20 protein-coding genes, 4 pseudogenes and 1 riboswitch are annotated in these 25265 nt (G+C 59.9%); of the genes and pseudogenes, 6 read left to right on the top strand and 18 right to left on the bottom strand.

Translation table 11 applies throughout. From position 1 onward, the window contains the following. The first annotated feature begins 41 nt into the window (after positions 1–41). Positions 42–1115, top strand: a complete 1074-nt coding sequence (gene ltrA, locus NKH42_RS12930; protein ID WP_352707596.1) for a group II intron reverse transcriptase/maturase — start codon at positions 42–44, stop codon at positions 1113–1115. 342 nt (positions 1116–1457) lie between these two features. Here ltrA and NKH42_RS12925 read toward each other — a convergent pair whose 3' ends face one another. From NKH42_RS12925 to NKH42_RS12870, 12 genes are all read right to left on the bottom strand, one after another. Then, the gene (locus NKH42_RS12925) at positions 1458–2282 is read right to left on the bottom strand and encodes a hypothetical protein (RefSeq protein WP_352707594.1); all 825 of its coding nucleotides are present in this window, start codon (positions 2280–2282) and stop codon (positions 1458–1460) included. Between the two features lie 151 nt (positions 2283–2433). Beyond that, positions 2434–2748 carry a hypothetical protein gene (locus NKH42_RS12920; RefSeq protein WP_352707593.1) on the bottom strand — a complete coding sequence of 105 codons (315 nt, stop codon included), beginning with the start codon at positions 2746–2748 and terminating at the stop codon, positions 2434–2436. A 15-nt stretch (positions 2749–2763) separates the two neighbouring features. Then, the gene (locus tag NKH42_RS12915) at positions 2764–4296 is read right to left on the bottom strand and encodes a Fic family protein (RefSeq protein WP_352707591.1); all 1533 of its coding nucleotides are present in this window, start codon (positions 4294–4296) and stop codon (positions 2764–2766) included. Between the two features lie 335 nt (positions 4297–4631). Continuing rightward, positions 4632–4898: a sterol desaturase family protein gene (locus NKH42_RS12910; RefSeq protein ID WP_352707601.1), complete on the bottom strand. Its 267-nt coding sequence runs from the start codon at positions 4896–4898 to the stop codon at positions 4632–4634. Continuing rightward, positions 4837–5100 carry a hypothetical protein gene (locus NKH42_RS12905; RefSeq protein WP_352707603.1) on the bottom strand — a complete coding sequence of 88 codons (264 nt, stop codon included), beginning with the start codon at positions 5098–5100 and terminating at the stop codon, positions 4837–4839. The genes NKH42_RS12910 and NKH42_RS12905 overlap by 62 nt, the downstream gene beginning before the upstream one ends. A gap of 627 nt (positions 5101–5727) precedes the next feature. Continuing rightward, positions 5728–6486 carry a hydroxymethylpyrimidine/phosphomethylpyrimidine kinase gene (locus NKH42_RS12900; protein ID WP_352974163.1) on the bottom strand — a complete coding sequence of 253 codons (759 nt, stop codon included), beginning with the start codon at positions 6484–6486 and terminating at the stop codon, positions 5728–5730. After that, positions 6477–7082: a thiamine phosphate synthase gene (locus NKH42_RS12895; RefSeq protein ID WP_352807753.1), complete on the bottom strand. Its 606-nt coding sequence runs from the start codon at positions 7080–7082 to the stop codon at positions 6477–6479. The genes NKH42_RS12900 and NKH42_RS12895 overlap by 10 nt, the downstream gene beginning before the upstream one ends. After that, positions 7079–7852, bottom strand: a complete 774-nt coding sequence (locus tag NKH42_RS12890) for a thiazole synthase (protein WP_352881909.1) — start codon at positions 7850–7852, stop codon at positions 7079–7081. The genes NKH42_RS12895 and NKH42_RS12890 overlap by 4 nt, the downstream gene beginning before the upstream one ends. Before the next feature lie 3 nt (positions 7853–7855). Continuing rightward, positions 7856–8053, bottom strand: coding sequence for a sulfur carrier protein ThiS (thiS, locus tag NKH42_RS12885; protein WP_352974161.1), 198 nt, complete (start codon positions 8051–8053; stop codon positions 7856–7858). After that, positions 8022–9023, bottom strand: a complete 1002-nt coding sequence (gene thiO, locus NKH42_RS12880; RefSeq protein WP_352807758.1) for a glycine oxidase ThiO — start codon at positions 9021–9023, stop codon at positions 8022–8024. The genes thiS and thiO overlap by 32 nt, the downstream gene beginning before the upstream one ends. Next, positions 9020–10855, bottom strand: a complete 1836-nt coding sequence (thiC, locus tag NKH42_RS12875) for a phosphomethylpyrimidine synthase ThiC (RefSeq protein WP_352974159.1) — start codon at positions 10853–10855, stop codon at positions 9020–9022. The genes thiO and thiC overlap by 4 nt, the downstream gene beginning before the upstream one ends. A gap of 103 nt (positions 10856–10958) precedes the next feature. Further along, positions 10959–11075, bottom strand: a riboswitch (TPP riboswitch). A 552-nt stretch (positions 11076–11627) separates the two neighbouring features. Continuing rightward, the gene (locus NKH42_RS12870) at positions 11628–12779 is read right to left on the bottom strand and encodes a porin (RefSeq protein ID WP_352707465.1); all 1152 of its coding nucleotides are present in this window, start codon (positions 12777–12779) and stop codon (positions 11628–11630) included. A gap of 1059 nt (positions 12780–13838) precedes the next feature. Between NKH42_RS12870 and hemN the strand changes: the two genes are divergently transcribed. Then, positions 13839–15179 carry an oxygen-independent coproporphyrinogen III oxidase gene (hemN, locus tag NKH42_RS12865; RefSeq protein WP_352707462.1) on the top strand — a complete coding sequence of 447 codons (1341 nt, stop codon included), beginning with the start codon at positions 13839–13841 and terminating at the stop codon, positions 15177–15179. Positions 15180–15406: 227 nt separating this feature from the next. Here the strand turns inward: hemN and NKH42_RS12860 are convergent. After that, a pseudogene (locus NKH42_RS12860) lies at positions 15407–15746 on the bottom strand (PIN domain-containing protein); the annotation flags it as partial. A 613-nt stretch (positions 15747–16359) separates the two neighbouring features. Between NKH42_RS12860 and NKH42_RS12855 the strand changes: the two are divergent. Further along, positions 16360–17166, top strand: a complete 807-nt coding sequence (locus tag NKH42_RS12855) for an isopentenyl transferase family protein (protein WP_352974156.1) — start codon at positions 16360–16362, stop codon at positions 17164–17166. A gap of 166 nt (positions 17167–17332) precedes the next feature. On the opposite strand, the gene NKH42_RS12850 is transcribed toward NKH42_RS12855, so the two are convergent. Further along, positions 17333–17617 (bottom strand): hypothetical protein, encoded by a 285-nt coding sequence (locus tag NKH42_RS12850; protein WP_352707467.1) that lies wholly within the window; start codon positions 17615–17617, stop codon positions 17333–17335. Between the two features lie 208 nt (positions 17618–17825). On the opposite strand from NKH42_RS12850, the pseudogene NKH42_RS31225 reads away from it, so the two are divergent. Beyond that, positions 17826–18056: pseudogene (locus tag NKH42_RS31225) on the top strand (transposase); the annotation flags it as partial. Between the two features lie 34 nt (positions 18057–18090). Here NKH42_RS31225 and NKH42_RS12840 read toward each other — a convergent pair. After that, entirely contained in the window at positions 18091–19053 is a 963-nt protein-coding gene (locus NKH42_RS12840) for an NUDIX hydrolase (protein WP_352707458.1), read from the bottom strand. A 146-nt stretch (positions 19054–19199) separates the two neighbouring features. Here NKH42_RS12840 and NKH42_RS12835 point away from each other — a divergent pair. Continuing rightward, positions 19200–19416: pseudogene (locus tag NKH42_RS12835) on the top strand (3-methyl-2-oxobutanoate hydroxymethyltransferase); the annotation flags it as partial. Positions 19417–19677: 261 nt separating this feature from the next. Next, positions 19678–20295 (top strand): cold-shock protein, encoded by a 618-nt coding sequence (locus tag NKH42_RS12830; protein ID WP_352707457.1) that lies wholly within the window; start codon positions 19678–19680, stop codon positions 20293–20295. Here NKH42_RS12830 and NKH42_RS12825 read toward each other — a convergent pair. From NKH42_RS12825 to NKH42_RS12815, 3 genes and pseudogenes are all read right to left on the bottom strand, one after another. Continuing rightward, positions 20270–20819, bottom strand: a pseudogene (locus NKH42_RS12825) (ABC transporter transmembrane domain-containing protein); the annotation flags it as partial. The gene NKH42_RS12830 and the pseudogene NKH42_RS12825 overlap by 26 nt on opposite strands. A 32-nt stretch (positions 20820–20851) precedes the next feature. Continuing rightward, positions 20852–22507 carry an MFS transporter gene (locus NKH42_RS12820; RefSeq protein ID WP_352707455.1) on the bottom strand — a complete coding sequence of 552 codons (1656 nt, stop codon included), beginning with the start codon at positions 22505–22507 and terminating at the stop codon, positions 20852–20854. A 1583-nt stretch (positions 22508–24090) separates the two neighbouring features. Continuing rightward, positions 24091–25173, bottom strand: coding sequence for an HPP family protein (locus tag NKH42_RS12815; protein WP_352707452.1), 1083 nt, complete (start codon positions 25171–25173; stop codon positions 24091–24093). Positions 25174–25265 lie beyond the last annotated feature (92 nt).

The following is a 25265-nucleotide window of genomic DNA, read 5'->3' as shown; positions in this document are numbered from 1 at the left end:
TCTGCGAACGGGTCCACACCGATCGCTACCGGCCACAGCCGGTGCGGCGGGTCTACATTCCCAAAGCCGATGGCGGTAAACGGCCTCTCGGGGTGCCGGCGCTGGAAGACAAGATCGTCCAAAGCGCGGTGGCCGAGGTGCTGAGTGCTGTCTACGAGGTCGACTTCCTGGGATTCTCCTATGGCTTCCGGCCGGGGCGGAGCCCCCACATGGCGCTTGATGCCCTGCATACAGCGATCATGAGCCAGCGTGTGAACTGGGTGCTCGATGCCGACATTCGCAGCTTCTTCGACTCGGTCGACCACGAGTGGCTGCTGCGAATGGTGGCGCACAGGATCGCTGATCCTCGTATCCTACGGCTCATTGGGCTGTGGTTGCGGGCTGGCGTCCTTGAGAGCGGCGAGAAGCAAGAGACGGACAGGGGTACCCCGCAAGGGGCGGGCATCAGTCCGCTCCTCGCCAATATCTTCCTGCACTACATCCTCGATCTCTGGGTCCACCAATGGCGTCGTCGCCATGCACACGGTCGCGTTGTGATCGTGCGTTACGCTGACGACTTCGTCATGGGCTTTGAGAAGAAGGCCGATGCAGAGGAGATGCTGTTGGCCCTCAAGGCGCGGCTGGCCGGCTTTGGCCTGACACTCCACGAGGACAAGACGCGGTTGATCGAGTTTGGGCGGTTCGCGGCCCTCTCACGACAGCGGCGTGGCGAGCGGCGACCCGAGACCTTCGCCTTTCTGGGCTTCACCCACTACTGCGGGCGGACCCGGGATGGCCGGTTCATCGTGAAGCACAAGACGGAAGGGAAACGCCTGACGCGCAAGCTGACGGCGCTGCGCCAGGATGCCTGGCGGCTCATGCACGCGCCAATGGCTGCGCAGCACAGGTGGTTCGCCGCCGTTCTGCGTGGACACTACGGCTACTACGGCAGGCCGCACAACTATCCAGCGCTCAACGGATTCCATCGGCAAATGCGCCGGATATGGCTACGGTGTCTGAGACGGCGCAGCCAGAAAAGCCGGCGCATGGCCTGGTCGGAGTTCGAGACCCTGACGGCGCGCTTCCCCCTGCCAACTCCGCGCATCACTCGAACTTGGGCGCAGGCACGGATATGACGCGGGTTACCCTCGGGAAGAGCCGGGTGCGGGAAATCCGCCCGCCCGGATCTGTGAGGGCAAAAGCCGAATGGCTGAGCTACTCGACCGCGACCAGGACTGGACTGACTCCTCTGGTTCCAACCTTGTCCTGCTTACTCCACCGAACGACATTGTGAGCGTCGCCTCTCTGATCGGCCTCCGTACGCTGCCATGAATTGCATGGTACAAAGACATACGAGTTTTGGTTTCGTCCTCTCGGGCGCGCCCGACAGGATGAAACTGGGAACTTTTTATACCATTGCAATTGCTACGTAATGTGGCCTAGACAAAAGCTGGGCTAATCAGCTAGGTATGATGTCGTTAGCGTGGTTGGGCCACCAGCAGGTCGACGCCAAGATCGACACGCGCAATTTCCCGCGCTACGAGAATGTCAGTGACTGCGCGCTCTTCCTCGGGCGGTCTGGCTGCGCCGTCTAGAATCTGAATGCGTCTTGCGCCGACCCGTTCAGCAATGAGCTGTTCGGCTTGCCGCATTGATGGCGAAGCAAGCTCAAGTACGTTTTCGCGCATCTCACGCGCCGCTTCGCGGACTTCCGCAAAACGCTTCTCGGCGAACTGCTCCTTAAAGAGCGCAGCGAGATCATCAAATGTTTGAACTTTGGTGGGCTTGGGTTTCGAGCAAAAATATCCAGTTGCCAGTCCAGGTTTATAGGCAAGGCTGTGCGCTTTGTCGTCTGGCAAGGGCCCAATTTCCCCTGGTGAGAGGAAAATGGACTGCCGTGCTACGGTTGCTCCATTATAAGAGCGGTCGAAATCGCTGATGTTTGCAATACAAGGAGCCGCATAGAAGACGTTTGACGGATAGCGCGCCTCAAGCCGAAGAAGCAGTTCATGCTGACGCGACACATCCCTGCGCATCATCGCAATCCGAAAAAATGGTATCGACAAACCGGGACAATGTCCGCTCGCAATCTCAAAGGCAGTTCCTCGCTTCATCAGCTCCGGAAGCTTGTACTGGAAAAACAGCGGAACCCCTGGGAAATTGATGCGGATGTCAAAGCCAGAATGCCCTTCCTGTAAGAGGTTTGGAAAGACCGGCGCGCCTACAGGTGCGGCTGACGATGACCGGATAAGGTTTTCGGTGAAGGCATACCCAAATGAGAACTCCGTGTAGCCCACCTTCATTCAATTCTGCTTTCGTGCTGAAGTTTATCCGGGGCTCTTTGTCTGCAGCCGAGCAGACCCTATAACAGAAAAAACTATGTATACTTGCAATAGTCTGAGCTTATCGATTCCTCGGATAGATATTTCAAAAGCTCACCCACTCTTCTGGCTGCTAGAATGGGAATGGGAAGCTTCCGTTCGAGAAAGGCATGTTCCGGATCGGGCTCGAAGGTGAAGGCCAGTTCGTGTCCGCGCCGAACGATATTGCGTATGCGGCCGTGCCGACCACGCGCGCGTGCGGGCCTCCCGCCCCGACTTCGTACATCAACAGCGCCGGGATTTCCTCCAGCCGGCGCAATGTTTCAGGGCGCGCGAGGTCGATAGCCTCGGCCTCGGCGCCGCTATATTCCTTGAACCGGTCAATGGTTGACGTGAACGGCGGCGTTTCCCACCACTCGCCGTGGCCCGAGACAAGCAAGTTAAACATGGCACACCACCGACCTCACGCCGCCTTCTCCATAGACCACTTCACCCGTTCGGCGAGAAAGGCGGCGAACGTTTTCACATTCATATTGCCGCTCGCCTCCTCCAGCCCTGCGAGGTAGGCCTTCCGGTCATCGACTCTGACGACTGTCCAGGGGTAACCGCCTGAAGCCAGCATCGCGTTCATGAGGAACCGCGCCATTCGTCCGTTGCCGTCCGGATAGGGGTGCACATAGCCCACAAGCCAATGCCCCAGCACGGCACGCACGGAGGCCTCCTTCTCCGCCTCCAGCAGGTCGAACAGCTCATTCATACCATCGGCCACCGCTTCGGTACGCGGCGGCACGTGCTGCGAGCCGCGCAGGTACACAGGGTGATTGCGATATCCCGCAAGCGCGCTGGCTTTGAGGATGCCGGCGGTCACTGACGGCGCGAACAGCTCTCGGTACCACTCCCGGTGAGTGTCCCGCGTCAACGCGCCGGCTGGCTGGCCGTTGATGATCGCGGCAACAGAGTCTTTGACCTTCTGGAATGCGAGGTAGTAGCCACGCGCGGCAAGCGCATCCCGGTTCTTGCGGTCCTCTTCATCAATCTCCGGATTCCAGCTCCTCTCGCGCACCCGGTCGATGAGTTCCGGGGTGACGCTGTACCCTTCTATCGACAGCGAATGGTAGGCGTCGCTTTCGTAGATATCCTCGACGAACTTCATATAGGCGTCTTTGTCGGACGGCAGTCCGGGTGCCTTCGGGAATATCTCGATGATGGCTTCGCGCTGCGATTGCCAGATCGCGCGCAGGCGGGCGACCAACGGCGGTACGCCCGCCGCAATGGTTGTCACTCCAATTTGTCCCGCGAACGGATCGGATTCGCGCACGTCATAGCCGGCGGCTTTGAAGGCGGCCACGATTTCATCGGCAAAGGAGTCGCGTCCTACGCGACGGAAGGCCCCCGCAAGCCGTCCCGCCACGGCGGAATGGCCGCCATCAAGCAGCAGGGCCAGAACGGTTGATACGTCGCGCACCGACGCCATGGCGATCTGCATCTCGATAGGGGCGCGCTGGAAGAACGCTTCCGGCACCCGGGTAAGGGCGGCCTCGACAGTGAACACGCGCTGGCCGTTTTTCTCTGTCAGTTCGGCCGGCATCTCCTTGACCTTGAGGTCATAGAGCGAAGTGCCGAACAGCAGGTCGATTTTGTTATTCGTGCCTTTGGGGGTATTCACCACCACCTGAGGCGGAATAGTGGGCGCTTCCGCGTGCAGAAGCAGCGACTGCTCCGGTGACAGGAACCAGTCCTTGCCGAACCGGTCATTGCAGTAAAGGGAGCAGAACTCCCAGAAGCTCGCGTACCAGGAGGTGGTGTCTTGCTGCTGTGCCTGCGGGCCGGTCGACATGAGCCAGCCTTTGATAACATCGCGCAGGAACCCGTTCTGCAGCAGCCGCTCCCGGTGGAGGCGGGTCAGCTCATCTGACTTGAATATGCGCCGCCCACCCTCCTGCAGCTCTTTGAGGACGGCCAGTGATTCAGCGAGTTTTTCATGGGGCTTGGCCATGGCCGTGCCTTTGCAAGTTTTTAGAGCTGTGCGATTACAAGTATATAGTGCTGATAGGCGACAAGTCAATGATGCTGTGGGGTTGCAAGTTTTTTAAGTTGTGCGATAACAAGTTTTTTATGCGATAATCGGGACCCAGTGAAATCACACTTTTGATCGTTTCCATAGCTCGTCTGCGCGAAGGATCGTTACCCGGATGGGCCGAGACCCAGCTCCCCCGCAGGCCCCGAGGAACGCCGCCAGCGTACAGAAGCGGCCCAAGATTGATGCGGGTGCTAGAGTGTGAAAGATGTCCCTGAAAGGTAATCAGTGTCATGGCAACAGCGGGCACTACGCTAGATTCGAAATGGATCAGCTTGAGTGGGTGATACAAGCGCTGTCCATGCCGTCAATTCGCGGATCGAGTGGTGAGTAGCGTGCATGCGCCAGAGGAATGGAACAGCATGCTGAGCGCGGTGTATCCAGTAGTAAAAGAAGTCGCCGGCAATCGCGACTAAGACCCCTGAAATGACGGCGAATCCAGTGTTAATGACTGCGTTGTCAGAGTGAAGAAACGCACCGAAATTGATCGTTACGAGCGGCTTTATTCCTAACCAGCCCAAGCTCGCAGCGTAGAGATGCCAGATAAATGTACCCCATCCGAGCCAATATCCAATACCGCACGCCACGAACATTTGAGGCAAAACTGTATCGAAAAGCCGGAAAGGTTAGCTCCAGCGCCGCGCAAACGGTAGCGAAGATCACAACCAGCTCAAGCGATGTTAGGTAGTACTGGACCATCTGATTAACGTCGAGAATCTGCATTTGTTTGCTCCTTCCTTCGCGCGGCCCTTGTCTCGCCCAGCAAATGGGCTCGCGTTGACAAGGCTAACCGAAGTACGATCCAAACGGTGAGCATTCTGCCGGCACCGCTATGCGGGCATCCTGGTAGATTGATAAAATTAGTTGTTTGGATATGACCCATCTGGGTCCCAAATGGTGGAGGAGTCCAGCAGATGAGGTGGCTTGCGCGAGGCGACCAACTATGCACCAGTGTGCGCGCCGGCGGCTACGATAACGTTGCTTCGAGTTGTGAGCTGTCTACTAAAATTTACTCGCTCTTATTTTTTGATGTTTTGTGGCTATGATCGGCGCAAACTAGATTTAGTCAGGTGTGCACAGTCGCCGACGCCAAGATCCCCTTGGTGATAATCGCCGCCAACGGAATTCTTGCTCGCGCAATATGATCCTAGATTCCACGCGATTGGCGGTGCCTCGCTCCCGCTGCTAATCGTCTGCTGAACCGAAGATCATTCACCCATCGACGAAACCAGAGCCACAAAAGCGGTCAGGATCAGATGCTTTTGTCATAAGCACCGGCCAGCGAACATGACCCTCCGTTGGCTGAAATCGTCGGCGATAAAATGGGGCCGCCTATCGCGAGCCCGATTCTCATATGGGGTGTTTCCAAATCTTTTCGAACACCAGAAGCTTGGCCTGGCGCACAGCTTTCTCAATCGATCCCCCGATCGCCAGATACGCGGCTATCGCGCTGGCCAGGGCACAGCCGGTGCCGCGCATCGTTCTTGCCAGCCGACGATTATCGAGGCGCACGGGTTCTTGGTTGGGACAAACGAGAACATCCGTTGAGCGAGGTCCTGAGGCATGGCCGCCTTTGATCAGCAGGGCCTGAACCCCGGCGGCGAGCAGTTGTTGTCCTTGTTGAAGCGCGCCGACCTCATCCACCGCCAGCTCTGAGCTGGCAAGAAGCGCCAGTTCGATGAGATTGGGTGTGACGATTCGGCAAAGTGGCATCAGATCCTGCTTCATCATGGGGATAGCGCTTGCTTCAAGAAGCGCTCGGCCTGACGTGGAAGCCAGCACCGGATCGAGGACTGCCGGTATCCGCGGATTTTCGCGCAGCACGCCGGCAACGGCAACGACGATCTCAGCCGTTGAGAGCATGCCGATCTTGATGGCCGTCACATTGTTGGCCTGCAGCGCAGCGCGCATCTGATCGGCCACGAGATCGGGCTGAGAAGGATGGACTGCCATGACGGTTTCGTGCGTTTGCACCGTCAGCGCGGTGACAGCCAGGCAGGTGCGCACACCAAGGGAGGAGATCGTCTCGATATCGCGTCCTATTCCGGCGCCCCCGCTGGAGTCCGAACCACTAACGACGAGCACATGCGGTTCTCGCCTCAGCGCCATTTCTCTGTCCTTTCGATCCATTCTCGCGTGCGCGTTTCGGGATTGGCGTTGAGCGTGATGTCGGTCACCACGGCCGCGCTGTCCGCACCAGCCTCAAAGACACTGTCGAGCCGGTCGGGGTTGAGGCCGCCGATGGCGACCAATGGGATCGGCGCTACCCGATGCTTCCATTTGCTGATCCGCTCGAGCCCTTGCGGCGCCCATTTCATCTTCTTGAGGCTAGTGGGATAAATAGGCCCCAGGGCCACATAGTCCGGCTCGGCCGCTAGCGCCGTTTCCAGTTCGGTATGATCGTGGGTCGAAAACCCGAGCTTCAATCCGGCGTACTTAATCGCCAGCAGGTCAGCCGCAGCCAAATCCTCTTGGCCGAGATGTACGAAGTCGCAGCCTTCCTCAATGGCGAGTCGCCAATAGTCGTTGACAATCAGTTGGCAACCATGGACCGCGCAGACGTCGTTCGCGCGGCGGATTTCCGAGCGCAGCGTGACCTCGTCCCTATCCTTGATGCGCAGCTGCACCAGCCTGACGCCGAGTGGCACTAGCCGTTCGATCCAGGCAGCGCTGTCGACGATCAGGTAGAAGGGATCGAGCTTCATGAAAAAACTGCTCTGCCGATCGTCGGTGTCGATGGCACGGCGACGTCGCGCGGTTCGAGCATTCCCGAACTGAAAGCCTCACGGCCGGCGTCGACCGCCTTGCCGAACGCACGCGCCATGCCGACCGGATCGGCCGCCCTGGCGACCGCTGTGTTCAGGAGGACGGCGTCAAAGCCGAGTTCCATGACGGTGGCCGCGTGCGAAGGTCGTCCCAGCCCCGCATCCACAATCAGTGGGACGCCAGGGAAATGTCCGCGCATCGAGCGCAGCGCTGTGATGTTGACCGGCCCCAGCGCCGAACCGATCGGCGCGCACCATGGCATCAAGACCTTGCAGCCCGCCTCCAGCAGCCGCTCGGCGACGACAAGGTCATCGGTGGTATAAGGGAATACATCAAAACCGTCCTCGCACAGGATGCGCGCGGCTTTGACTAGGCCGAACACGTCCGGCTGCAGCGTGTCGTGATTGCCGATCACTTCGAGCTTGATCCAGCTGGTGCCGAAGACCTCGCGCGCCATTTTCGCGGTCGTGACCGCTTCCTTGACGGAGTGACAGCCAGCAGTGTTGGGCAGGATTCTGACGCCGAGCGAGCGGATCAGTGACCAGAATTTTTCGCCAGCCCTGCCGCCTGCCATCTCGCGGCGCAGCGAGACGGTCACCACCGAGGTTCCCGACGCCTTGACGGCCTCGGCAAGGATGGCCGGCGAAGGATATTGAGCGGTACCGAGAAGCAGGCGCGACGGAAGCTCGGTTCCATAAAGCTCTAACATGGTCTAACCGCCTTGCATGGGCGAGAGGATTTCGATCCGGTCGCCGTCACTCAACTGGAATTCCGCCCGCTTGGATTTGTGCACGAGGTCGCTGTTGACCGCCGTTGCCAGCCAATCGCCCTCATAGTCGAGCGCGGCAAGCAGTTCGGCCAGCGTGGCGGCGGCAACCTCATGCGCTTCGCCGTTGACCATCAGTTTCATGAGCAAGTTCCTTGGTCCGTTTTGATTGAAAAACGAGGTCGGCAGCCTGGCGCGCCGTGGCAGGGGCGAGAAGAAAACCATGGCGATAGAGTCCATTGATCGCGACGGCAGTTCCAAGTGCCTCCACGCGCGGCAGATTGTCGGGAAAGGCTGGACGGATGCCGACACCTGTTTCAACGATCCCGGCCTCGCCAAAAGCCGGGTGGAGGGCATAGGCGGCACTGAGCAGTTCCATCATCGAACGCGCCGTCACCGGTCCGGAGGACTGGCTTTCAACCATAGTCGCGCCGATCATGAACTGCGTGTCGGCACGCGGCACCGCATACAGCGGAAAGCGCGGATGCAGCAGCCTGACCGGGCGCGACAGCGAGATATCAGGCGTGCGCAGGATCAGCATTTCGCCGCGAACGCCGCGCAGCCTGTCATCGGCCGCTGCGATTCCAGTGCAGTCGATCTGACGATCGAAACCGGAAACAGGCTGGGCGTCGGCGCCGAAGCGGAATTCGACGCCCATGGCCGCGAGCTTGTCGTGAAGTGCTACCATCGCCTGGCGCGGGTCGAGATGAGCCTCATCGGGGAAGAGCAATCCGCGCCAGAAGCGGCCGGCGAGGTCGGGTTCCAGGAGTGAAATTTCGTCTTCGGCGACCCGCCGATATCCCGACGTGCGGCTGGCGAACCGGTCGAGCTCGCCAGTATCACGCAGCGCGGCCACGACCAACGTTCCGGCACGTATCACCTGACCCGGTAGCACCGCATCCCACCAGTCGGCAGCATCGCGTCCGAGATCCAGCACCGGCTGCTCGGCGCTTTCACCCTCGCACCATGGCGCGAGCATACCACCGGCGAACCACGACGCATTGCCCTCGATGGCAGGCCTTGTCTCGGCAACGGTGGTCGCCGCGCCGCGTGCGGCGAGCTCGAAGGCGGCGGTGAGGCCGGCAACGCCGGCCCCTTTGACCAGCACCCTCATGATGGCGCACGCGCCTGTGGCATGGCCGGTGCGCGGGTCTCGTCAGCCGGTATGTAGAGATCGCCGCCCTCGCGGTATTTCGCCGCCATCGCCGCCATGCCCTCCTTCTGCGCCTCGGCGCGGATGTCGTGGGAGATACGCATCGAGCAGAATTTCGGCCCGCACATCGAGCAGAAATGCGCCAGCTTGTGCGCCTCTTTGGGCAAGGTCTGATCGTGGAAGGACCGCGCGGTTTCGGGATCGAGCGACAGGTTGAACTGGTCCTCCCAGCGGAATTCGAAGCGCGCGCGGGAAAGGGCATCATCCCTGACTTTCGCCGCCGGATGACCTTTTGCCAGGTCGGCGGCATGGGCGGCTATCTTGTAGGTGATCACGCCGATCTTGACGTCGTTGCGATCGGGAAGGCCGAGATGCTCCTTGGGCGTGACGTAGCAGAGCATGGCGGTGCCGAACCAACCGATCATCGCCGCGCCGATGCCTGAGGTGATGTGGTCGTAGCCCGGTGCGATGTCGGTCGTCAGCGGCCCAAGCGTATAGAAGGGCGCCTCGCCGCAGACTTCGAGCTGCTTGTCCATGTTCTCCTTGATCTTGTGCATGGGAACATGGCCCGGCCCCTCGATCATGACCTGGCAATCCTTGGCCCAGGCGATCTTTGTCAACTCGCCGAGCGTTTCCAGTTCGGCGAATTGTGCTGCGTCATTGGCGTCGGCGATCGAGCCGGGACGAAGGCCGTCGCCCAGCGAAAAGGACACGTCATAGCCGCGGCAAATGTCGCAGATCTCGGCGAAATGTTCGTAGAGGAAGCTTTCCCGGTGATGGTGCAGGCACCATTTGGCCATGATCGAGCCACCGCGCGAGACGATGCCAGTGACCCGGTCAACGGTCAGCGGGATGTAGTGCAGCCGCACGCCCGCATGGATGGTGAAATAGTCGACGCCCTGTTCGGCCTGCTCGATCAGCGTGTCGCGGTAGACCTCCCAGGTCAGATCCTCGGCAATGCCGCCAACCTTCTCGAGCGCCTGGTAGAGCGGCACCGTGCCGATCGGCACCGGCGAGTTGCGCACGATCCAGTCGCGGATGTTGTGGATGTTGCGGCCGGTCGACAGGTCCATCACCGTATCGGCGCCCCAGCGGATCGCCCACACCATCTTTTCGACCTCTTCGGCCATGGACGAGGTGACGGCGGAGTTACCGATATTGGCGTTGATCTTGACCAGGAAATTGCGACCGATGATCATCGGCTCGCTCTCGGGATGGTTGATGTTGGCGGGAATGATTGCGCGTCCGCGCGCCACCTCCTCTCGGACGAATTCCGGCGTCACGAAATCGGGCAGCGTCGCGCCGAAAGCCTCGCCGTCACGCTCAAGCTTGCCATGCAGGATCTCACGACCAAGGTTCTCGCGGATGGCGACGAACTCCATTTCGGGCGTGATGATGCCGGCGCGCGCATAGGCAAGCTGTGTCACCGTCTTGCCGGCCCTGGCCCTGAGTGGCCGGTTGCGAATGGGAAATTCTGGCGTCAGGCGTTCGCCCGTAGCGAACCCGTTGTCCTCCGGCCGGACATGGCGCCCGTCACAGGCCTCGACATCACCGCGCGCCAAAATCCATTCGTGGCGAAGTCGGGCTAGGCCTTTTTCGATGCTGGTTGCGACAGCCGGGTCGGTATAAGGGCCGGACGGATCGTAGACGGTGACGGGCGGCTCGCCGGCCGTCGGATGGACGGAGATTTCGCGCATCGGCACCCTGATCTGTGGGTGGATGGTGCCGCGCTTGTGGATTTTCCGTGAGGCAGGCAGCGGTCCCGTTGAGACGGCTGGGGTGAGGGCATTCATCTTGAGGCTCCTTTGCTCATGCATTGGAGACCCAGTTCTGTGCCGGAAGGATGAAAAGACGCTTTGGTTGACCTGCCGAAACAGGACCTGGGGCGTAAACTCCCGCAAAGCGCTTGCACCGTCCCTACGCCAGTATGAACTGGATCAGGTTCAACGGGTCACTGCGCCGCGAAAGCCAGCAGTATCTCAGCCCCTTGCCGGGACCCCCCTGGTGAATGCCTCAGGTTGAACGGGCGAGCGCTATCTTGTCAAGCGCATTCGGGCCGCGACGGTGATCGTCGGGCGATCGTCTCGGCCAGGCGCAAGATCGGATGGAGCGTCGCCTGAGAATCGTCTGTTCCTCGATCAGCCTCGCTTATGCTCTGGAGCGTGTTCTCTCGCGCCCGAATTTCCCAGGGATGGCTGAACGGAGGCGATCCATTTGCGATTTTCAAGTGCGTCGAGCCGCATCCCCACAATCGCTCAACAAGTTGAACACGTCCTGACCCGACTGGGCCTTCAAGTTCGGATCTGAAACCTGGCCGGGTACTGCTGGATGGCAGGGTCCGTCAAGCGGGCGGAAGGGATGAGAAATGAAAAGAGCTGCAGATCAAAAACACATAATCGAGCGATGAATATCGCCTGCGCGATCATCCGGACCAGATCTGATATGAAACATCGTCCGGCCCCGAGATCGAGGCTTCAATCTCGTATAGCTTCCATGCGACGTTCTCTTGGAGTGTTGCCGGATTGGTCCGCTCAACCGGATCTCGGAGCTCAACCCTTTCATCCGTTAGAATGAGCGTTCGAAACGGAGGATTCCGCCGACACTGCTCTTCTTGTTGGCGTTGGTCCAATTCACGTTGGAAGCGTCCACCTTGCCGACGGCGAAGTTACCGTATCGGCCATAGTCGAGTTCCGCCGTAACTGTGAAATCTGGAAGAAACGCATAGGCGACGTTTGCAGCGACACCATGGTTCTTGAGCTGATCACCGGAGAGCTGAAGCTTGAACGAAGTTGTCTCGTTGAGCTCGTAAGCGGCGCCAGCCCAGAAAGCCCAGTTCCCGCCCCAAATCTTATAGAAGCCGCGACCATGAGCGTCGATCGCGTTCGTGGAGTTGTCGTTGAGCTTGCCCCTGGAACCGTAGCCGAACATTCCGAACAGCAACAGTTCGTTGGTGACATTGATGTCGACACGGACCTTGGCGGCCACCGATTCGTAGTTGCTGTCGTAAGCGGCAACGCCGGTGATCGCGCCCCAGCCATGTGTGTATTTCAAGCCGCCGACTACGTGCGGAGCGTAGCTGTCGATTGTGCCGACCACGCCCGAGCCTTCTTCGAGCGAAACCACGGCCGAAAAGCCGTTCCCGGCGTCGAAGTAGTACTGAACCACATTGGTATCGAAAGCGCCGTACGGAACCGGCGTCTGGTTGAGTACGTCACCCGCGCCGCCAATAAACATGTCGAAGGCCGACCAGTCCTTACCAACTCGGAGGCCACCAAGCTGAATCCAGGCGAAAGTCAAGGTGCTGTCTCCGTTGAAGGCATGGGACCGAGAACTGTCCGAAACCGAAGTGTGGCGGTTGCCGAAGTTCATGCGGGTTTCGGTGTAGGTCTTCAACGTGCCGAGTTCGGTCTCCTGGCCGGTCCAAGTTTTCAATGTGAAGCGCGTGTTGTTTTGCCATGTGCCCTGATCCTCACCAGTCCTCATATCCGAGGTTCTTGCGTGATCAACCATATGGCCCAAGCCGACGTCGTAACGGACATAGCCGCCGATGCGCAGGCAGGTCTCAGTGCCTGAAATGTAGACGTAGCCCGAGCCGTAAGCGTCGCAGATTTTAACGTACTCAGTCGGGTCAGGCTCGGCAACGGCGGTCACGGCGCGAGCGTCGGAAACGGCAATCAGTGCCGCAGTTGAGCCGAGGAGGAGGCTCCTAATGTTCATTGTTGATCTCCGTTCAAAGAGTAAAAGGAATGGACGTCAGTGAATGAATTTTTGCTAAGGAAACAGTCGATAACGATGCGCATTGAGTCGAATTTGAGCAGTTTTGATGCGCTCGTAATGCCAGATGTTCATGAGAAATTGAGAATATGATTGGGTAGTATTGCTACAAATATGCAATTGTTGTTACAAATATAATTATCGCGGAGACGACGCCATTCAACAATTCTGTCCAAATCACCACCGTCATCTCCGCTAGTTGTGGGCGGGCCGTCAAAAAGGCTACTGCAAATGACGTGCCATCCTGACGACGCGCTGCGGCTTGAAGCTCAAGTGTGCCGGCGGACCTTGGTCTCTTCCTTCCTTTTTGCCTTGCGGATCAACCCAAGCACGAACGGCAAACGTTTCGCCTACGGTTCGTCTGTTCGCTTCGCGACAGTTTCGTTCAATGGCGACAGCTTTGTTTGCTGTGAGCCCCGACGTTGAGACATCATGCGGCGGCACCGCTCGGTACGACGCCGTCATTTTAGCGAGCGCGATGGTCGATAATCACGCGCTGAACGCGCAGCCTTGCCTCCAGCACGGAGTCACTAGGCGCGCGCCGGCCTTGGCATTGCGGCGGACCTAACGGTCGCGTCGAGCAAGCTCTCGTCCTGATAGACGGCGCGCCACAGCTAATGCTTCTTGCCAGCAATTCACAAAACGAGCTCATCGAGATGCCAGAGATCACCATGGGGCTGCGCTGGCTGGCGAGCTAGTCTGGTCCCAAGGCCGTGTTATCTCGTCGGATGCGGCAGCCGCGCTCAGCAGAATCTCCTCGACCAGGCGCAAGCTGAAGGGAAGGGATGGTGGAACTTAACGGTGCGCGTGAGGATCTCGGCGGGAACAGCCATGGCCAGTTGCTGCCCGAGTGCTCAGACCATCGCTGTCCAGCCAAGACTGAACGGCCGCTATTGCTGCGAAATACAAGTTTCAAGCCCAAAGCGAACGGACTGACATAGCGCAAAGACACAGGCGAGCGCAGCGGTAAGGTTGGTGGTTATCAGCATGGGACGGTAACTGTTGCAGACCACAAAATATCGCGAGGCCGGCCTGCCTTGGTACACTATCTATCCGACCGTGTCGGAGTTCTCTGGGGCGGTCGGCGCCGAGGCTTATGAGGAATGGCTCAGGAACCTGCCGGCTGACGATCCGGTCTCGCTCTATTTTCACGTTCCGTTCTGCCGATCAGCTTGCTGGTATTGTGGCTTCCCCACCACCATCACCCGCCATGATGCGCCGATCCTCAACTATCTGGCGGCGCTGCGTGACGAGATCCGTTTGGTCTCGGAGCGAGCGCCGCAGAGGCTGCCCGTGAGCGACATGCATTTCGGCGGCGGAACGCCGTCTCTCATAGGACCAGCCGAGTTCCTGGCTCTGATGGAGTTCCTGCGACGCCGCTTCGCTCTCACGAAAACAGCTACGGTCGCCGTCGAGATTGATCCGCGCACGTTCACGGCCGAGATGGCCGAGGCCTTAGGAGCGGCCGGCGTGAACCGTGTGAGTCTCGGCGTGCAGAGCTTCGATCCCATTGTTCAAAAAGCGATCAACCGGGTTCAGAGTGAGGCGCAGACGTCGGTTGCCGTGGAAATGCTGCGCCGGCATGGAGTAAGCCGCATCAACTTCGACCTCATCTTCGGTCTCCCGCATCAAACGGTGCAGTCCTGCGTCGAGACCGCGAGGGCGGCGGTCGCAATGCGCCCCGACCGGCTTGCGGTGTTCGGCTATGCGCACATCCCGTCGCTTGTAAAGAATCAGCGCCTCATCGAGGAGGCAGTTCTTCCGGGCAGCGCTGCCCGCGCCGAACAGTATGCGGCCGTGGCCGCGACGCTGATTGCCGCCGGCTACCGCGAGATCGGGCTCGACCATTTCGCCTTGCCGGACGACGAGCTCGCGCTGGCACAGAAAACGGGTCGCCTGCGGCGTAACTCGCTGGGCTACTCGGCCACCACCTGCAGAACCCTGATCGGTTTCGGCGCGTCGGCTATCGGCCGCGTCGGCGAGGGGTACGTCCAAAACGAAGTTACACGGGATTCCTACATCCAGCACATCGCAGCTGGCCGTCTGGCGACGTCAAAGGGCTATCGCCTCACCGACGACGACCGCGTGCGAGCCGCAATTATCGAGCGACTAATGTGCGATCTCGAGGCCGATGTGCAGGCAATCTGTGCCGCCCACGGATCTGATCCGATCCGTCTTCTCGATTCAGCTGAACGCTTGGCGATGCTGGCCGAGGACGGGATAGTGGACTTCGAAAACGGTTTTGTCCGCGTACGGCGGGAGCATCGCTTTGTAATTCGCGCTGTCGCTGCCGCGTTCGATGCTTTTCTCGATCGGGATGGCCGTAAGCATAGCCACAGGTGAGGGCAAGCATCCAACCGGAAGCTAAACTCGACGCCCTTGGCCGAGGCCTGTCATGAAGCGCGCGTCAAGGATGCGAAAAGCAGAGCTGATCCGCCTATTTCATCTCATCTTCAATGACATCGACCTCGTGGCTGCCACCGAGGCGTTTCCATATTGATCGTGGTAGGTGCGGGACATCTGGGTGTTTCGCCGTCAGCGCATGAATATCCCCGCCATGTGATGGGTCAGGAAATCGCGGTGGCTGCAATCAGCCCGTCCATCGATGACAGACCGCGGCCACGCCGCTTCGCGAGGCCCGTCAGGTCGCCCCAGGCCAGGGCAACCACTTCGTCCACGGGCAGGACTCTCGGCTCGAAGCGCTGCGGCAGGTCCCGGGCGAGCCATCCGGCCAGTGCGTCACGTTTCCGACCTTTGTCTATGAGGGCAGCGCCGCGCCGGATCTCGGCGATCGACACAACCTGATAAATGAGCGGTCTTCATCGAGCCCGTCATCCATTCCAGCACGCGCGCGTCAGGGCTCGGCCTCGTCACCTCGGAGAGGCCATTAGTGTCGAGCAAGAGCCTCACAATGGCAGACCATGCGGTTCATCGCGTAGCCGCTCGATGTCCAGTTCGGCGTTGCGCAGCGGCGATGCGCAGCGAGTGCCCAGAAAACGGCAGCCAGCTCCCCTTCCGGAAGATCGGAGCGGACGCCACGCAAAAAGCGCCAAATCCTTGGCGCCGGCGGTCTGTGTGTTTGCGCGCTGGCGGCTTTGGTGTACTCCTGTGCCGTTTCGACGAGGCTTCCAGCCGGACCGGCAGGGGAGGAGGCTTTGGCGGCGCGGCCGGCACACGGCCCACCTCGAGGACGAGATCGACGATGTCGGGCAGATCCTCGGTCGCCTCACAAATCGGTGAGGTCGTCGGGGCACCGTCTTCCACTTTTGTTGATCAGCCGCCTTCCTGGCCATGTTCCGAGACAATAAGGCGCCCGTACGCCGCCGCCTCGATTAACCCAAGACGCGCAAGGATCTTTTGCCGGAGACAACGAGGTCACCATCCTTTGGTGCCGCGTTGCGTCACAGTCGGCATGAGATGTGCAAAGTGGACCGTCGTCAAACGTCAAACAGAGGCGTTGGCGACTGGACTGAACGACCAGAACGGGCTGCTTGCGCCCTTTCGGGCTTCACAAAGTTCGAAAATGGCGTCGTTTCAGGGCATAATCGCCGCTTGTCAAAATGTTTGCGACAAGTCCGGTGAAAGCCTGCCGAGTATCTTGTGCTTGGGGGCGGTTAGTTCCGATAAACTAAGCGGCATACACATGCTAATCTATTTGATTTACGGGCCGACCTGCAGCGGCAAAACAGACGCGGCAATCCAAATTGCACGAGAGACCGGATGGCCGGTCATTGCGCTGGATCGTGTACAATGCTGTCCTCAAATCGCCACCGGCAGCGGGCGTCCCTCGGATTCCGAACTGCAATCTACCCAGCGGATCTACTTGGATTCGCGCCCGCTAACCGCGGGCATCATCGACGCCGAGACCGCCCATCGTAAGCTGATAATGCAAGTGGATGAGCGTAGTTCCCAGCCGGGGCTCATCCTCGAAGGCGGTTCGATCTCCCTTCTCAATTTAATGGCGCGAAGTCAGCATTGGGATGGCGCTTTTCGGTGGTATGTAAGGCGGTTGCGGCTCGGCAACTCGGACGCCTTTCTGGAGAGAGCCAAGCGTCGGGTCACAGACATGTTTGTCACAAGAGAAGGACAACCTTCATTGCTGCAGGAACTTGCGGATCAGTGGAAGGAAGATGCAGTCCGTCCCATTTTGGAAGACGTTGACGGATATCGTTGCGCCATTCATTTTGCGAGAGAGCACAGCTTGGCAATCAGCGAAATGCCGTGCCTTCGCAAAGAGCTCCAACAAGATCTTGTAGAGGCGATTGCGAGAGAATATCTCGAATATGCGCGTTGGCAAGAACGCGACTTTCCAGAATGGCAAACTGAGTGAGCAAGCCTCCCCGGACCTCGCCTGCGGTGCGGACACGGTAGCTCCTGAGAATTGCGCTAAGTGGTTTGCTGAAGCAAGCTAGTGCCAGGCGACATTAGGTCCGTGTGGCAGCGGAAGGATTGCTTTCGCCACGGTGACTGCGGAGGAGGCGACATGGCTGCACTGCTCATTTCAGGCATGGGACGGAATGTACCGATGACAATGTGCTGCGCGGTTCGTAGCGACCGCTACCGTGGCTGACTCGCGAACTACTATCCGCCAGCGCAGTCTGTGGCGTCGTCTCGGCTTTCATCGCCACCGCCTTCGCCCAGGAAACGCCCGAGGCCGCAAGCGTCGCCTTGGCAGTGCGGCACCCGGCAAGATGGGTGGTCATCGGCCCTATCTGATCGACGGGGAGCACCGTGCTTTCGTCCTGGGCGAGGTTGAGCGACATGCCAACATGACGCTTCATCAATCGACGGCGGCACTGGCTGAACGTGGTCTCCTGCGAGCGTCGGTCGCTTCCTGCACCGCGAGGGCAAGAGCTTCAAAAAAACCGTTCTGCCGGCCGAGCAGCTCAAGCCAAAGCTGATGCGCCGGCGTGCGCAATGGATGCGCTATCAGACCGCATTGACCCTGCGCGCCTGGTCTCCCTGGATGAAACATGAGTCAAGACCAACATGGCGCCGTTGCGCGGCTGGGGTGTGCGCGGCAAGCGGCTGATGGCCCACGTACCATATGGCCATTGGAAGACGATGACCTTCATCACGGCGCTGCGGCATGATCGGGTGGAGGCGCCTTGGGTCATTGACGGACCCATCAATACGCAGGCCTTTCGCGTCTATGTCGAAACCGAACTCAACAAAACACTGAAGCCGGGCGACATCGTCATTCTCGACAATCCCGGTTCTCACAAGGGCCACGCCGTGCGCGGCGCAAGGCGGGTCAAGCGCGCGAGAGCGGCAATTTTGTTCCGGCTATCACCCTCTCGTCGAGAACGGCGTGACGGAAGCGATAAAGTTGCGCCGGCCGGCCGCCGGTTTCCGCGGTTGTCTCACCGGTCTCCTCGACCAGCTCCTGCTGCTCGATCAGCCGGCGAAAGTTCGGCTTACGCACGAGCCTGCCGGCAAGCGCCTCCACGGTCCGCTGCAGCTGCAAAAGCGTGAAGACCGGCGGCATCAGTTCGAATACGACCGGCCGGTATTTGATCTTGGCGCGCAGCCGCGCAATGCCGGTCGCCAGGATGCGACGATGATCGGCGATCATCGATCTGCCCGACACCGAGGTGGGCGCAGCGGAATGTCCGGCGCGTATTGCTTCCTCCACCAGGGCGGCTTCGTAGAGCAGCTCATAACGTTGAAGCGCGAGTTCCTCGTTCCAATGGCGGTCGTCAAAGCCGAAGGCGATCGCCGCCCGCCGTCGTCGGTCGAGGCGTGTCGTACCGTCGTCAGTGCCATCCGCCCATTCCATCAGGCGCGGCCGCAATTCGTCCAACACGACCGCCGGTGTGCCGGAGCGGTGATCCTCCCACGGGAAATAGTCGTACCAGCTTCCCCAGTGTCGCCCAGCCGGGTCGCCAGCTTCGTCTTGGTGGGTGAGCGCCAGATAGCTGATAGAGACCACGCGGTCGTCAGCGCCAACCCTGTCGCGATCGGCGAAGGTGTAGAGCTGTTCGATATAGCCGAGCGGCTGGCCGGTCTGTTGTTCCACCCATCCCCTGAGGCCTGACTGCAGCGAACGGTGAGCAAGCTCGAACGGGCCCGAGGGCAGGGCGTTTGCCTGCGGGATGGTCAGAACGCAGGGGGCGCTGCTGTCCATGGCAACCACAACGGCGATCAAGTCCGCATTGACGTCGTTGGCCTTGCCTCCAGCTCCGCCTTTCCTAGTCCCTTTTGCGCGATCGTCCATGGTCCCCGACGTTGTTGAGCAGAGCCCTGCCGCGTAGGCGGCTGAACCGATTGAATTCGGTTTTTGTCTGATAATTGTCGGCGCGTCAACACCACCCGTCGTGGCGATTTTAGCTCTTCGCAGCTGCACAAAAGTGCCAACGCGACATCCGTGCTTGGGGAAGGAGGCCCATTGAGTGCGCCGATTCAAAGCTCGTCGATCGACATTGCGGCGTTGTTCTCGTCGGCGACAGCGCGGCATGGTTCTCCACGGCTTGGCGTCGACGCTTGGCATGACGCTGGAGATGATGATCATGCACGGTCAGGCCTGCGCCGTGGCCTGGAGCCGGCGCAAATGGTCGTCGACCCGCCGTTCGGTTCCTTTTGAAGAAACCCGGAGCAGGCTTTCCGCAATGCCTGATAAAGCCCTTCCAGTGCGCCCGCGCCAGCATCATCGCACTCTCGCTCCAACACAACCTATGCGAGTCAGTAAATCGACTCGCCGGCACTATTGTTTCAGGGGAAATGAATCTAGTTTCAAAGGGTTCGGCCGATAGGCCGGGCACAGCTGCGGTCTTCACGGCCTTTTTGACATAAACGCGTCGCCCGATTGAGATTATCTTGAAGGTAGCGCAGTGCGCCATCCATGCCAGTCGAGATCATCATGGGCAAATATCGAGACCATCGCGAGCCACGCCGGCATCGCTATGACGATGACCCCGTTTCCTTTTCGGAACGGACTTCCGAGCCAAGCTATTTTCAGCGCCCGCCGACCGTGACGGCAGATCCTGTCGATGCGGAGGTATTGTGGTTCACAGTCAGCAAGGGTTTTGGCTTCGTCAAACTGTCGGACGGCACGGAGGCCTATCTGCACGTGCGAGTGTTAGAGGCGGCCGGAAGCCGGGATGTTGCCGCGGGAACGCCTCTCAAGATCACGGTCGAAAAAAGTCCAAAAGGTCATCAAGTCGCGCACGTGCTGGAGATCGGCGATCACCGCGCGAAAACTCCGTCACATACGCGCGTCGCTGGAGGGACCTTCGTTGAAACCGGTGCGCAGCTGGAGAGCGGGGGCACGGTCAAGTGGTACAAACCCGAAAAGGGCTTCGGCTTCATTGCTCCTGACAACGGTGAGAAGGACGTCTTCGTTCATGCCAGCGCCCTGACGCGCTCAGGGCTCAGCGTGCTGGTGGCGGGACAGAAGGTGTTTGTCGAATGCGGGCAAGGCAAGAAAGGCTGGGAAGTCCGGAGCATTCGCCTTGCCTAGACGGCGATGCATTGCTCGCCTCGAAGGTGATGCCGGAGAGCGTCGGGCGGCCGCCCGAGCCCGCGTAGCAGAAACCGACATTGTCGAAGCGCAGCACGCCGTCGGTGACGACGAGATCCCTGGCGCCCGCCGCGTCCTCGATGTCAAGTCCGGCGTCGAGCAACTCGAACAGCCGCGTGCCGCAGGTCGAGGCGCGCGCGAACGAGTTGACCATCAATCCGAGCTAGCGCACCGGCATCTGCAGAATGGTCATGAAGGTGAACAACAGGGCCAGCATGCCGACGCTGATTTGACCTGCGATCACTTTCTGGCCACCGAACCAGAGCACCAGGCCCATGGCGGTCAGGAACGAGAAATTCATGGCGCTGGTGTTGCCGACACGGATGTCGACGCGCTCATTGGCGAGATCAAGGCGCGTCCTGCTTGGCGCGGTCGAACTTTTCCAGCTCGTGCGGCTGCGCGGCGAAGGCACGCACGACACGGATGCCGCCGAGATTCTCATCCATCACCCGGATCTTTAACGATCGCTGATGCCCAGATATGGGAAGGTCAGGCTTCAATGACGGGGAAGGTGAAGGATTGACTGGTCGGGTTTCCGGGCCGAGCTTGTCGGCCGCTCAATCGAAAGCGTCATTTGAGGCGCTTCCTCTCCCGCGTGTAACTGGAAAACACGCTCGTCCAGTTCCTTGTCTACTTCCGTCAGACGATGATTGAGGCGAAGGTAGTCGGTCCAGGTCGGCGTGCGGAACGTTTCTGTCCACTGCATAGGCTTCTGAAGGTTGCGCTGGAGCGTCCAGTTCCGAGCACCGACGCGGCTATGTACATGACGCCGCTGCCGCATGAGGTCGAGGAAGGCCTCGACATTTCTCTCGGCTATCAGATATTCGATCTTGACCACGATCGGGCCGCTTCTCGGCTTCAAACTGAGAGCGACAGCTGGGGCGTCGAATTCCTCCAAAGGATCGGGCTCGGACTCGCGGCGCTCGCGAAGAGGAAACAGAACGCCGGCTGCAGCAACGAGCAGCAGGGCCGCAGCGGAACCCTCTAGCGCCCAGGTCAGCGAATGGTTCTGGGAAACGGTGCCCCACACCCAGCTGCCGGCCGCTATGCCGCCGTCTATCAATGCATAGTAGATGGAGATCGTGCGCCCCACGACCCAGCGCGGGCTTGCCAGCTGCACGCTCACGCCAACCCCGGACCAGGCAGTGACCCAGCCTGCGCCGCCCAAAGCAAGTGCAATTGCCGCCACGCCGATCGAAGAGGTAAGCGCCAGGGAGAGGGAGCACGCCGCGCAGGCGACGCAGGAGAGCCTCATCAGCTGTTCTTGCGACAAGCTCCGTCTGAACCGGCTGTTGGAGAGGCCGGCGAAGACCGCGCCTGTTCCGAAACCTGCCATGAGCGTGCCATAGGCGAGCGGGCCTCCTCCCAACTGGTCGCGGACAATCAGCGGCAGCAGCGCGAGTATAGCGATGCTCGCCAGGCCAAAGAGGGTTCCGCGTGCGATCGCCGCTTTGATTTCCGATGACATCGCCGTGAAGCGCAGCCCGTCATAGATGGCCCTCCTCATCGACTCGCGCGGAAGAGGCGACGAGCGGACCTTCCACTTGCAGCGCCATATGGTGGCCAAGGGTACCAAATAGGTGAGGGTGGTCACGGTAAAAGCGGCCAAAAGCCCGAAGGAGGCAACCACGATGCCGCCGAGCGCCGGGCCCACGGTCCGTACGGTGTTGAAGCCAACGGAAAGCAGGGTAACGGCAGCGGGAACATCGCGCCGGTCCACCATATCGCCAACCGACGCCTGCCAGGCGGGATCGTTGAGAGCGCCGCCGCATGCGATTAAAAAGCTGAAGCCGAGAATCATCCATGGGTCGAGAAAGCCCAGCGCTACAACAGCGGTCAGCATCGCAGATGCTATCACCATAAGGCAGCGGCCCGCGAACATAACCCTGCGACGGCTGAAATTGTCAGCGAGAACCCCGGCGAACACGGACAAAATGAAAGCGGGCAGGTTCGATGAAGCCTGCACCAGCGCAACCATCAGATCGGAAGTCGAGATGGTAGCCATCAGCCAGCTGATGGCGACAGTCTGCATCAGCCAGCCGAGACTCGAAACCTGCGTGGCGAGCCAGATCGAACGAAAGGTGGGCTGCAAAAGTGGCCCAAAGGTCGTTGGTGCAGCCAAATCTTCGTTTAATCCAGCCACCCTACTCATTTTGCGACCCTTTGCTTTCCGTTATTGTCGTTTCCCATGTAATCTAGGCTGAACCGTGGCGGCTAGAAGAATAGAGAGAAACTGTTTGCCTTGCGGCACAGTTCCTCGTGATTAAGGGTTGCGGCCGAGACGCATGCCCGAGCCGGCTCACCCCGCCTTCGAAGACATCACTGGGTGGAGCCCGGATCTTGCTTGTCGTTTGACGCAGCATGCTTCATCAACGGGCACTTTGCCGAGCGATGCCTTTTCGCGAAACGCGACGATGTTCTTTCGTCGGAAACTCTCTCCAACGGCGTTCGATGCGCTGAGTCTGGCTTGGGGCGAGGTGAGGGCTTGCAGATCTTAGACAGGATTGATTCCTGATAAACGCAGACGGTTGCCGGGCCGCGATCGAAGAGGCGCGCCTTGCTGCTTCAGCTTGAACAAAAGTCTGACGCGCTCACACATGCCATCGACGACTTTCTGCTCGATCTGATGAGGCTGGCTTTCATTGTTGAATGTTAAGGACACGGCTTTGAACTTTTGGCGCGAACGCTTGCCCGTAGAAGACTGGCAAAGGTCAGGCTTTTGTCGGGGCGGTGGACTCCGCCAGGGGAGAAATGACACCCAAAGCCGGATGGCTGACGCGACGGTCGCCCCGCGTTCCGCACAGTGACGAAGGTAAGGGTACGGCTCTTCGGCAGATGGCGCATCCTCATGGTAGCGTCTGGCCGTTCCCTCTGATGCCTCGGCCTCCCACACCTATCCGAACAGGCCCGATCCTGGAGGGTCCTCGAAGTGGGCATGAGGGCGATAGGCCGCGTGGTTGGGGTACCAAGCGTAGGCGCGGTATTGGGCTGGAAATTGGCGACGCGCGACGAAGAAGTCCGAGATCAACTCGTGCAATGGCAATTCCTAACACCGTGGACGTGTTGGAGCAGCCTCATCCTCCTAGTCAGGAACGTCATCAAGGTTATAGGATTGATGCGCGGCGAACCCTCGGAACTCAGGATCATGTTGACATCGCTGTTCGACAGAGCCGACTTCGCGCAAGGAAGCCACATCGTATCGGAATTGCTTATCGCATGGTCTATCGTCGGCCTAGTCAAACCCTTGGCGCGGCGAGGAAGCGGCGGTCGTCGGCGTGATGCATGACGGGAGTCGGCGGCGCCTCACCATAGGCGAAATGCAGGAACCAAAGGAAAGGACCACCTGCATGGAATTGCGAACCGCGTCCTCGGCGTCTGAGCCGCGACCCTTGCCAACGATCACTCAACCCGCGACATAGAGCTTCAACCCAGCCTTGGACACGCGAACCGCGCTACCATCGTTGCAGAGGAGCCGTCCACCAGATGGTTGCACTTGTAGTCCGCACGCCTTTGGTCGACATAGCGGACTGGCTCTGGCCACCGGCAAGGTTGAAGAGTGTTCCGTTGTTGCAGTCGTACTTGGCCTACGTGAACCAGATGCCTGAGCACGCGGTCGCGTTTCAGGGTTGATCTACTCGTAAAAAGGAATTGTCTTAGGCGGAAGGCCGCACTTAATACCGCTATCCTATTGGCGCCCCATCGGGTTCCCGGATTGAGCAAGTCCGGATCACTATTTTATGCCGCTGCCAGCCTTGTGTCGGCCATGTGCACGCGCGCTGCCGCTGCCAGCAGGTCGGTCTGGGTGATCAGCCCAATAATGCGTCGCTCGGTATCGACGATGACCACGGCATGGCTGCGGCCGTCGGTGAGCACCGGCAGCAGGCTCATCGCCGGCGTATCGGGAGAGGCGGTGCTAGCCTTCGACATCACAGCCCTCACCGTGTCGGTCGCCTTCGTTAGCTCGCGCAGGCCAACTACACCGACCAGCCCGCCCTCGGCGTCGGTCACCGGCAGCGTCCGGATGTTGTGATCGAGCAGCAAATGCCGCGCCTGGTCGGCAGGCGCATGTTCATCGACCGAAATCACATCGCGCGACATGATGTCCTCGCACAGCAGGGTCCGGTGGGAGCGCACCATCGCCTGCAACTCGACCTGCCGTAGCAGCCGCTCAAGATCGTTGCGGTCGATATCGAAGGTTTCCTCCAGCGCGCCGAGCGCGGCATCGACATCCTCGGGCTGGAAGCCGACCCGCTCCCGCGCCGGCGGATCGATGGTTCCATGCGCGCTTTTAAAGGCGGGGGCCGCCACATGCGGATAGTTGCGCCGCGACAGTTTATGGATGCCGTAGCCGAGTGCGACCAACACGATCGAGTTCAGCGCTACCGGAACGAAGGGAAACAGCAAGCCCGAGCTGAAGACGGCCGGTCCGCCGAACACCGCGGTTAAGGCGGCGGCGCCACCCGGCGGATGCAGGCAGCGCGTGAACGACATGGCGGCGATGGCCAGCGCCACCGCAATGCCGGTAGCAAGGACGGGTTCATGCACGAAATGCGCCACGATCACCCCGACCAGCGCCGAAATCGTATTGCCACCGATAATCGACCAAGGGTGCGCGAGCGGGCTTGAAGGCACGGCAAAGAGCAGCACGGCCGATGCTCCCATTGGAGCAACCAGCAGTGCGACATGTGGGCCAGACCCGTTCGCCAGCGCACTGATCACGCCAGTCAATGCGATGCCGATCATGGCCCCGATGCAGGCGAGCAGCCGCTCGCGCAGCGTTGCACCGGCAAGGATCGGAACAAAGAGACGAAACGCCATGGCATACCCTTGGGCGAGTGGTCGGAACTCCGCGCTCCGCAATGCAGGCAAAGCCACAGATTTGGAAGTTAAGCCAATTCGGAAAGCCGGCT

The sequence above is a fragment of the Mesorhizobium sp. M1142 genome (assembly GCF_040318565.1).
GTDB lineage: Bacteria > Pseudomonadota > Alphaproteobacteria > Rhizobiales > Rhizobiaceae > Mesorhizobium.
This window is presented reverse-complemented; position numbering and strand designations above follow the sequence as displayed.

Coding starts and splice junctions, on each gene's coding strand:
- thiS (WP_352974161.1), bottom strand. CDS start 8,053: ATGAAACTGATGGTCAACGGCGAAGCGCATGAGGTTGCCGCCGCCACG.
- NKH42_RS12830 (WP_352707457.1), top strand. CDS start 19,678: ATGCCAGTCGAGATCATCATGGGCAAATATCGAGACCATCGCGAGCCA.
- NKH42_RS12870 (WP_352707465.1), bottom strand. CDS start 12,779: ATGAACATTAGGAGCCTCCTCCTCGGCTCAACTGCGGCACTGATTGCC.
- NKH42_RS12850 (WP_352707467.1), bottom strand. CDS start 17,617: ATGAAGCGTCATGTTGGCATGTCGCTCAACCTCGCCCAGGACGAAAGC.
- thiC (WP_352974159.1), bottom strand. CDS start 10,855: ATGAATGCCCTCACCCCAGCCGTCTCAACGGGACCGCTGCCTGCCTCA.
- NKH42_RS12895 (WP_352807753.1), bottom strand. CDS start 7,082: ATGAAGCTCGATCCCTTCTACCTGATCGTCGACAGCGCTGCCTGGATC.
- NKH42_RS12925 (WP_352707594.1), bottom strand. CDS start 2,282: ATGAAGGTGGGCTACACGGAGTTCTCATTTGGGTATGCCTTCACCGAA.
- NKH42_RS12905 (WP_352707603.1), bottom strand. CDS start 5,100: ATGCAGATTCTCGACGTTAATCAGATGGTCCAGTACTACCTAACATCG.
- NKH42_RS12920 (WP_352707593.1), bottom strand. CDS start 2,748: ATGTTTAACTTGCTTGTCTCGGGCCACGGCGAGTGGTGGGAAACGCCG.
- thiO (WP_352807758.1), bottom strand. CDS start 9,023: ATGAGGGTGCTGGTCAAAGGGGCCGGCGTTGCCGGCCTCACCGCCGCC.
- NKH42_RS12900 (WP_352974163.1), bottom strand. CDS start 6,486: ATGGCGCTGAGGCGAGAACCGCATGTGCTCGTCGTTAGTGGTTCGGAC.
- NKH42_RS12815 (WP_352707452.1), bottom strand. CDS start 25,173: ATGGCGTTTCGTCTCTTTGTTCCGATCCTTGCCGGTGCAACGCTGCGC.
- NKH42_RS12840 (WP_352707458.1), bottom strand. CDS start 19,053: ATGGACGATCGCGCAAAAGGGACTAGGAAAGGCGGAGCTGGAGGCAAG.
- NKH42_RS12855 (WP_352974156.1), top strand. CDS start 16,360: ATGGCGTCGTTTCAGGGCATAATCGCCGCTTGTCAAAATGTTTGCGAC.
- NKH42_RS12820 (WP_352707455.1), bottom strand. CDS start 22,507: ATGAGTAGGGTGGCTGGATTAAACGAAGATTTGGCTGCACCAACGACC.
- NKH42_RS12890 (WP_352881909.1), bottom strand. CDS start 7,852: ATGTTAGAGCTTTATGGAACCGAGCTTCCGTCGCGCCTGCTTCTCGGT.
- NKH42_RS12915 (WP_352707591.1), bottom strand. CDS start 4,296: ATGGCCAAGCCCCATGAAAAACTCGCTGAATCACTGGCCGTCCTCAAA.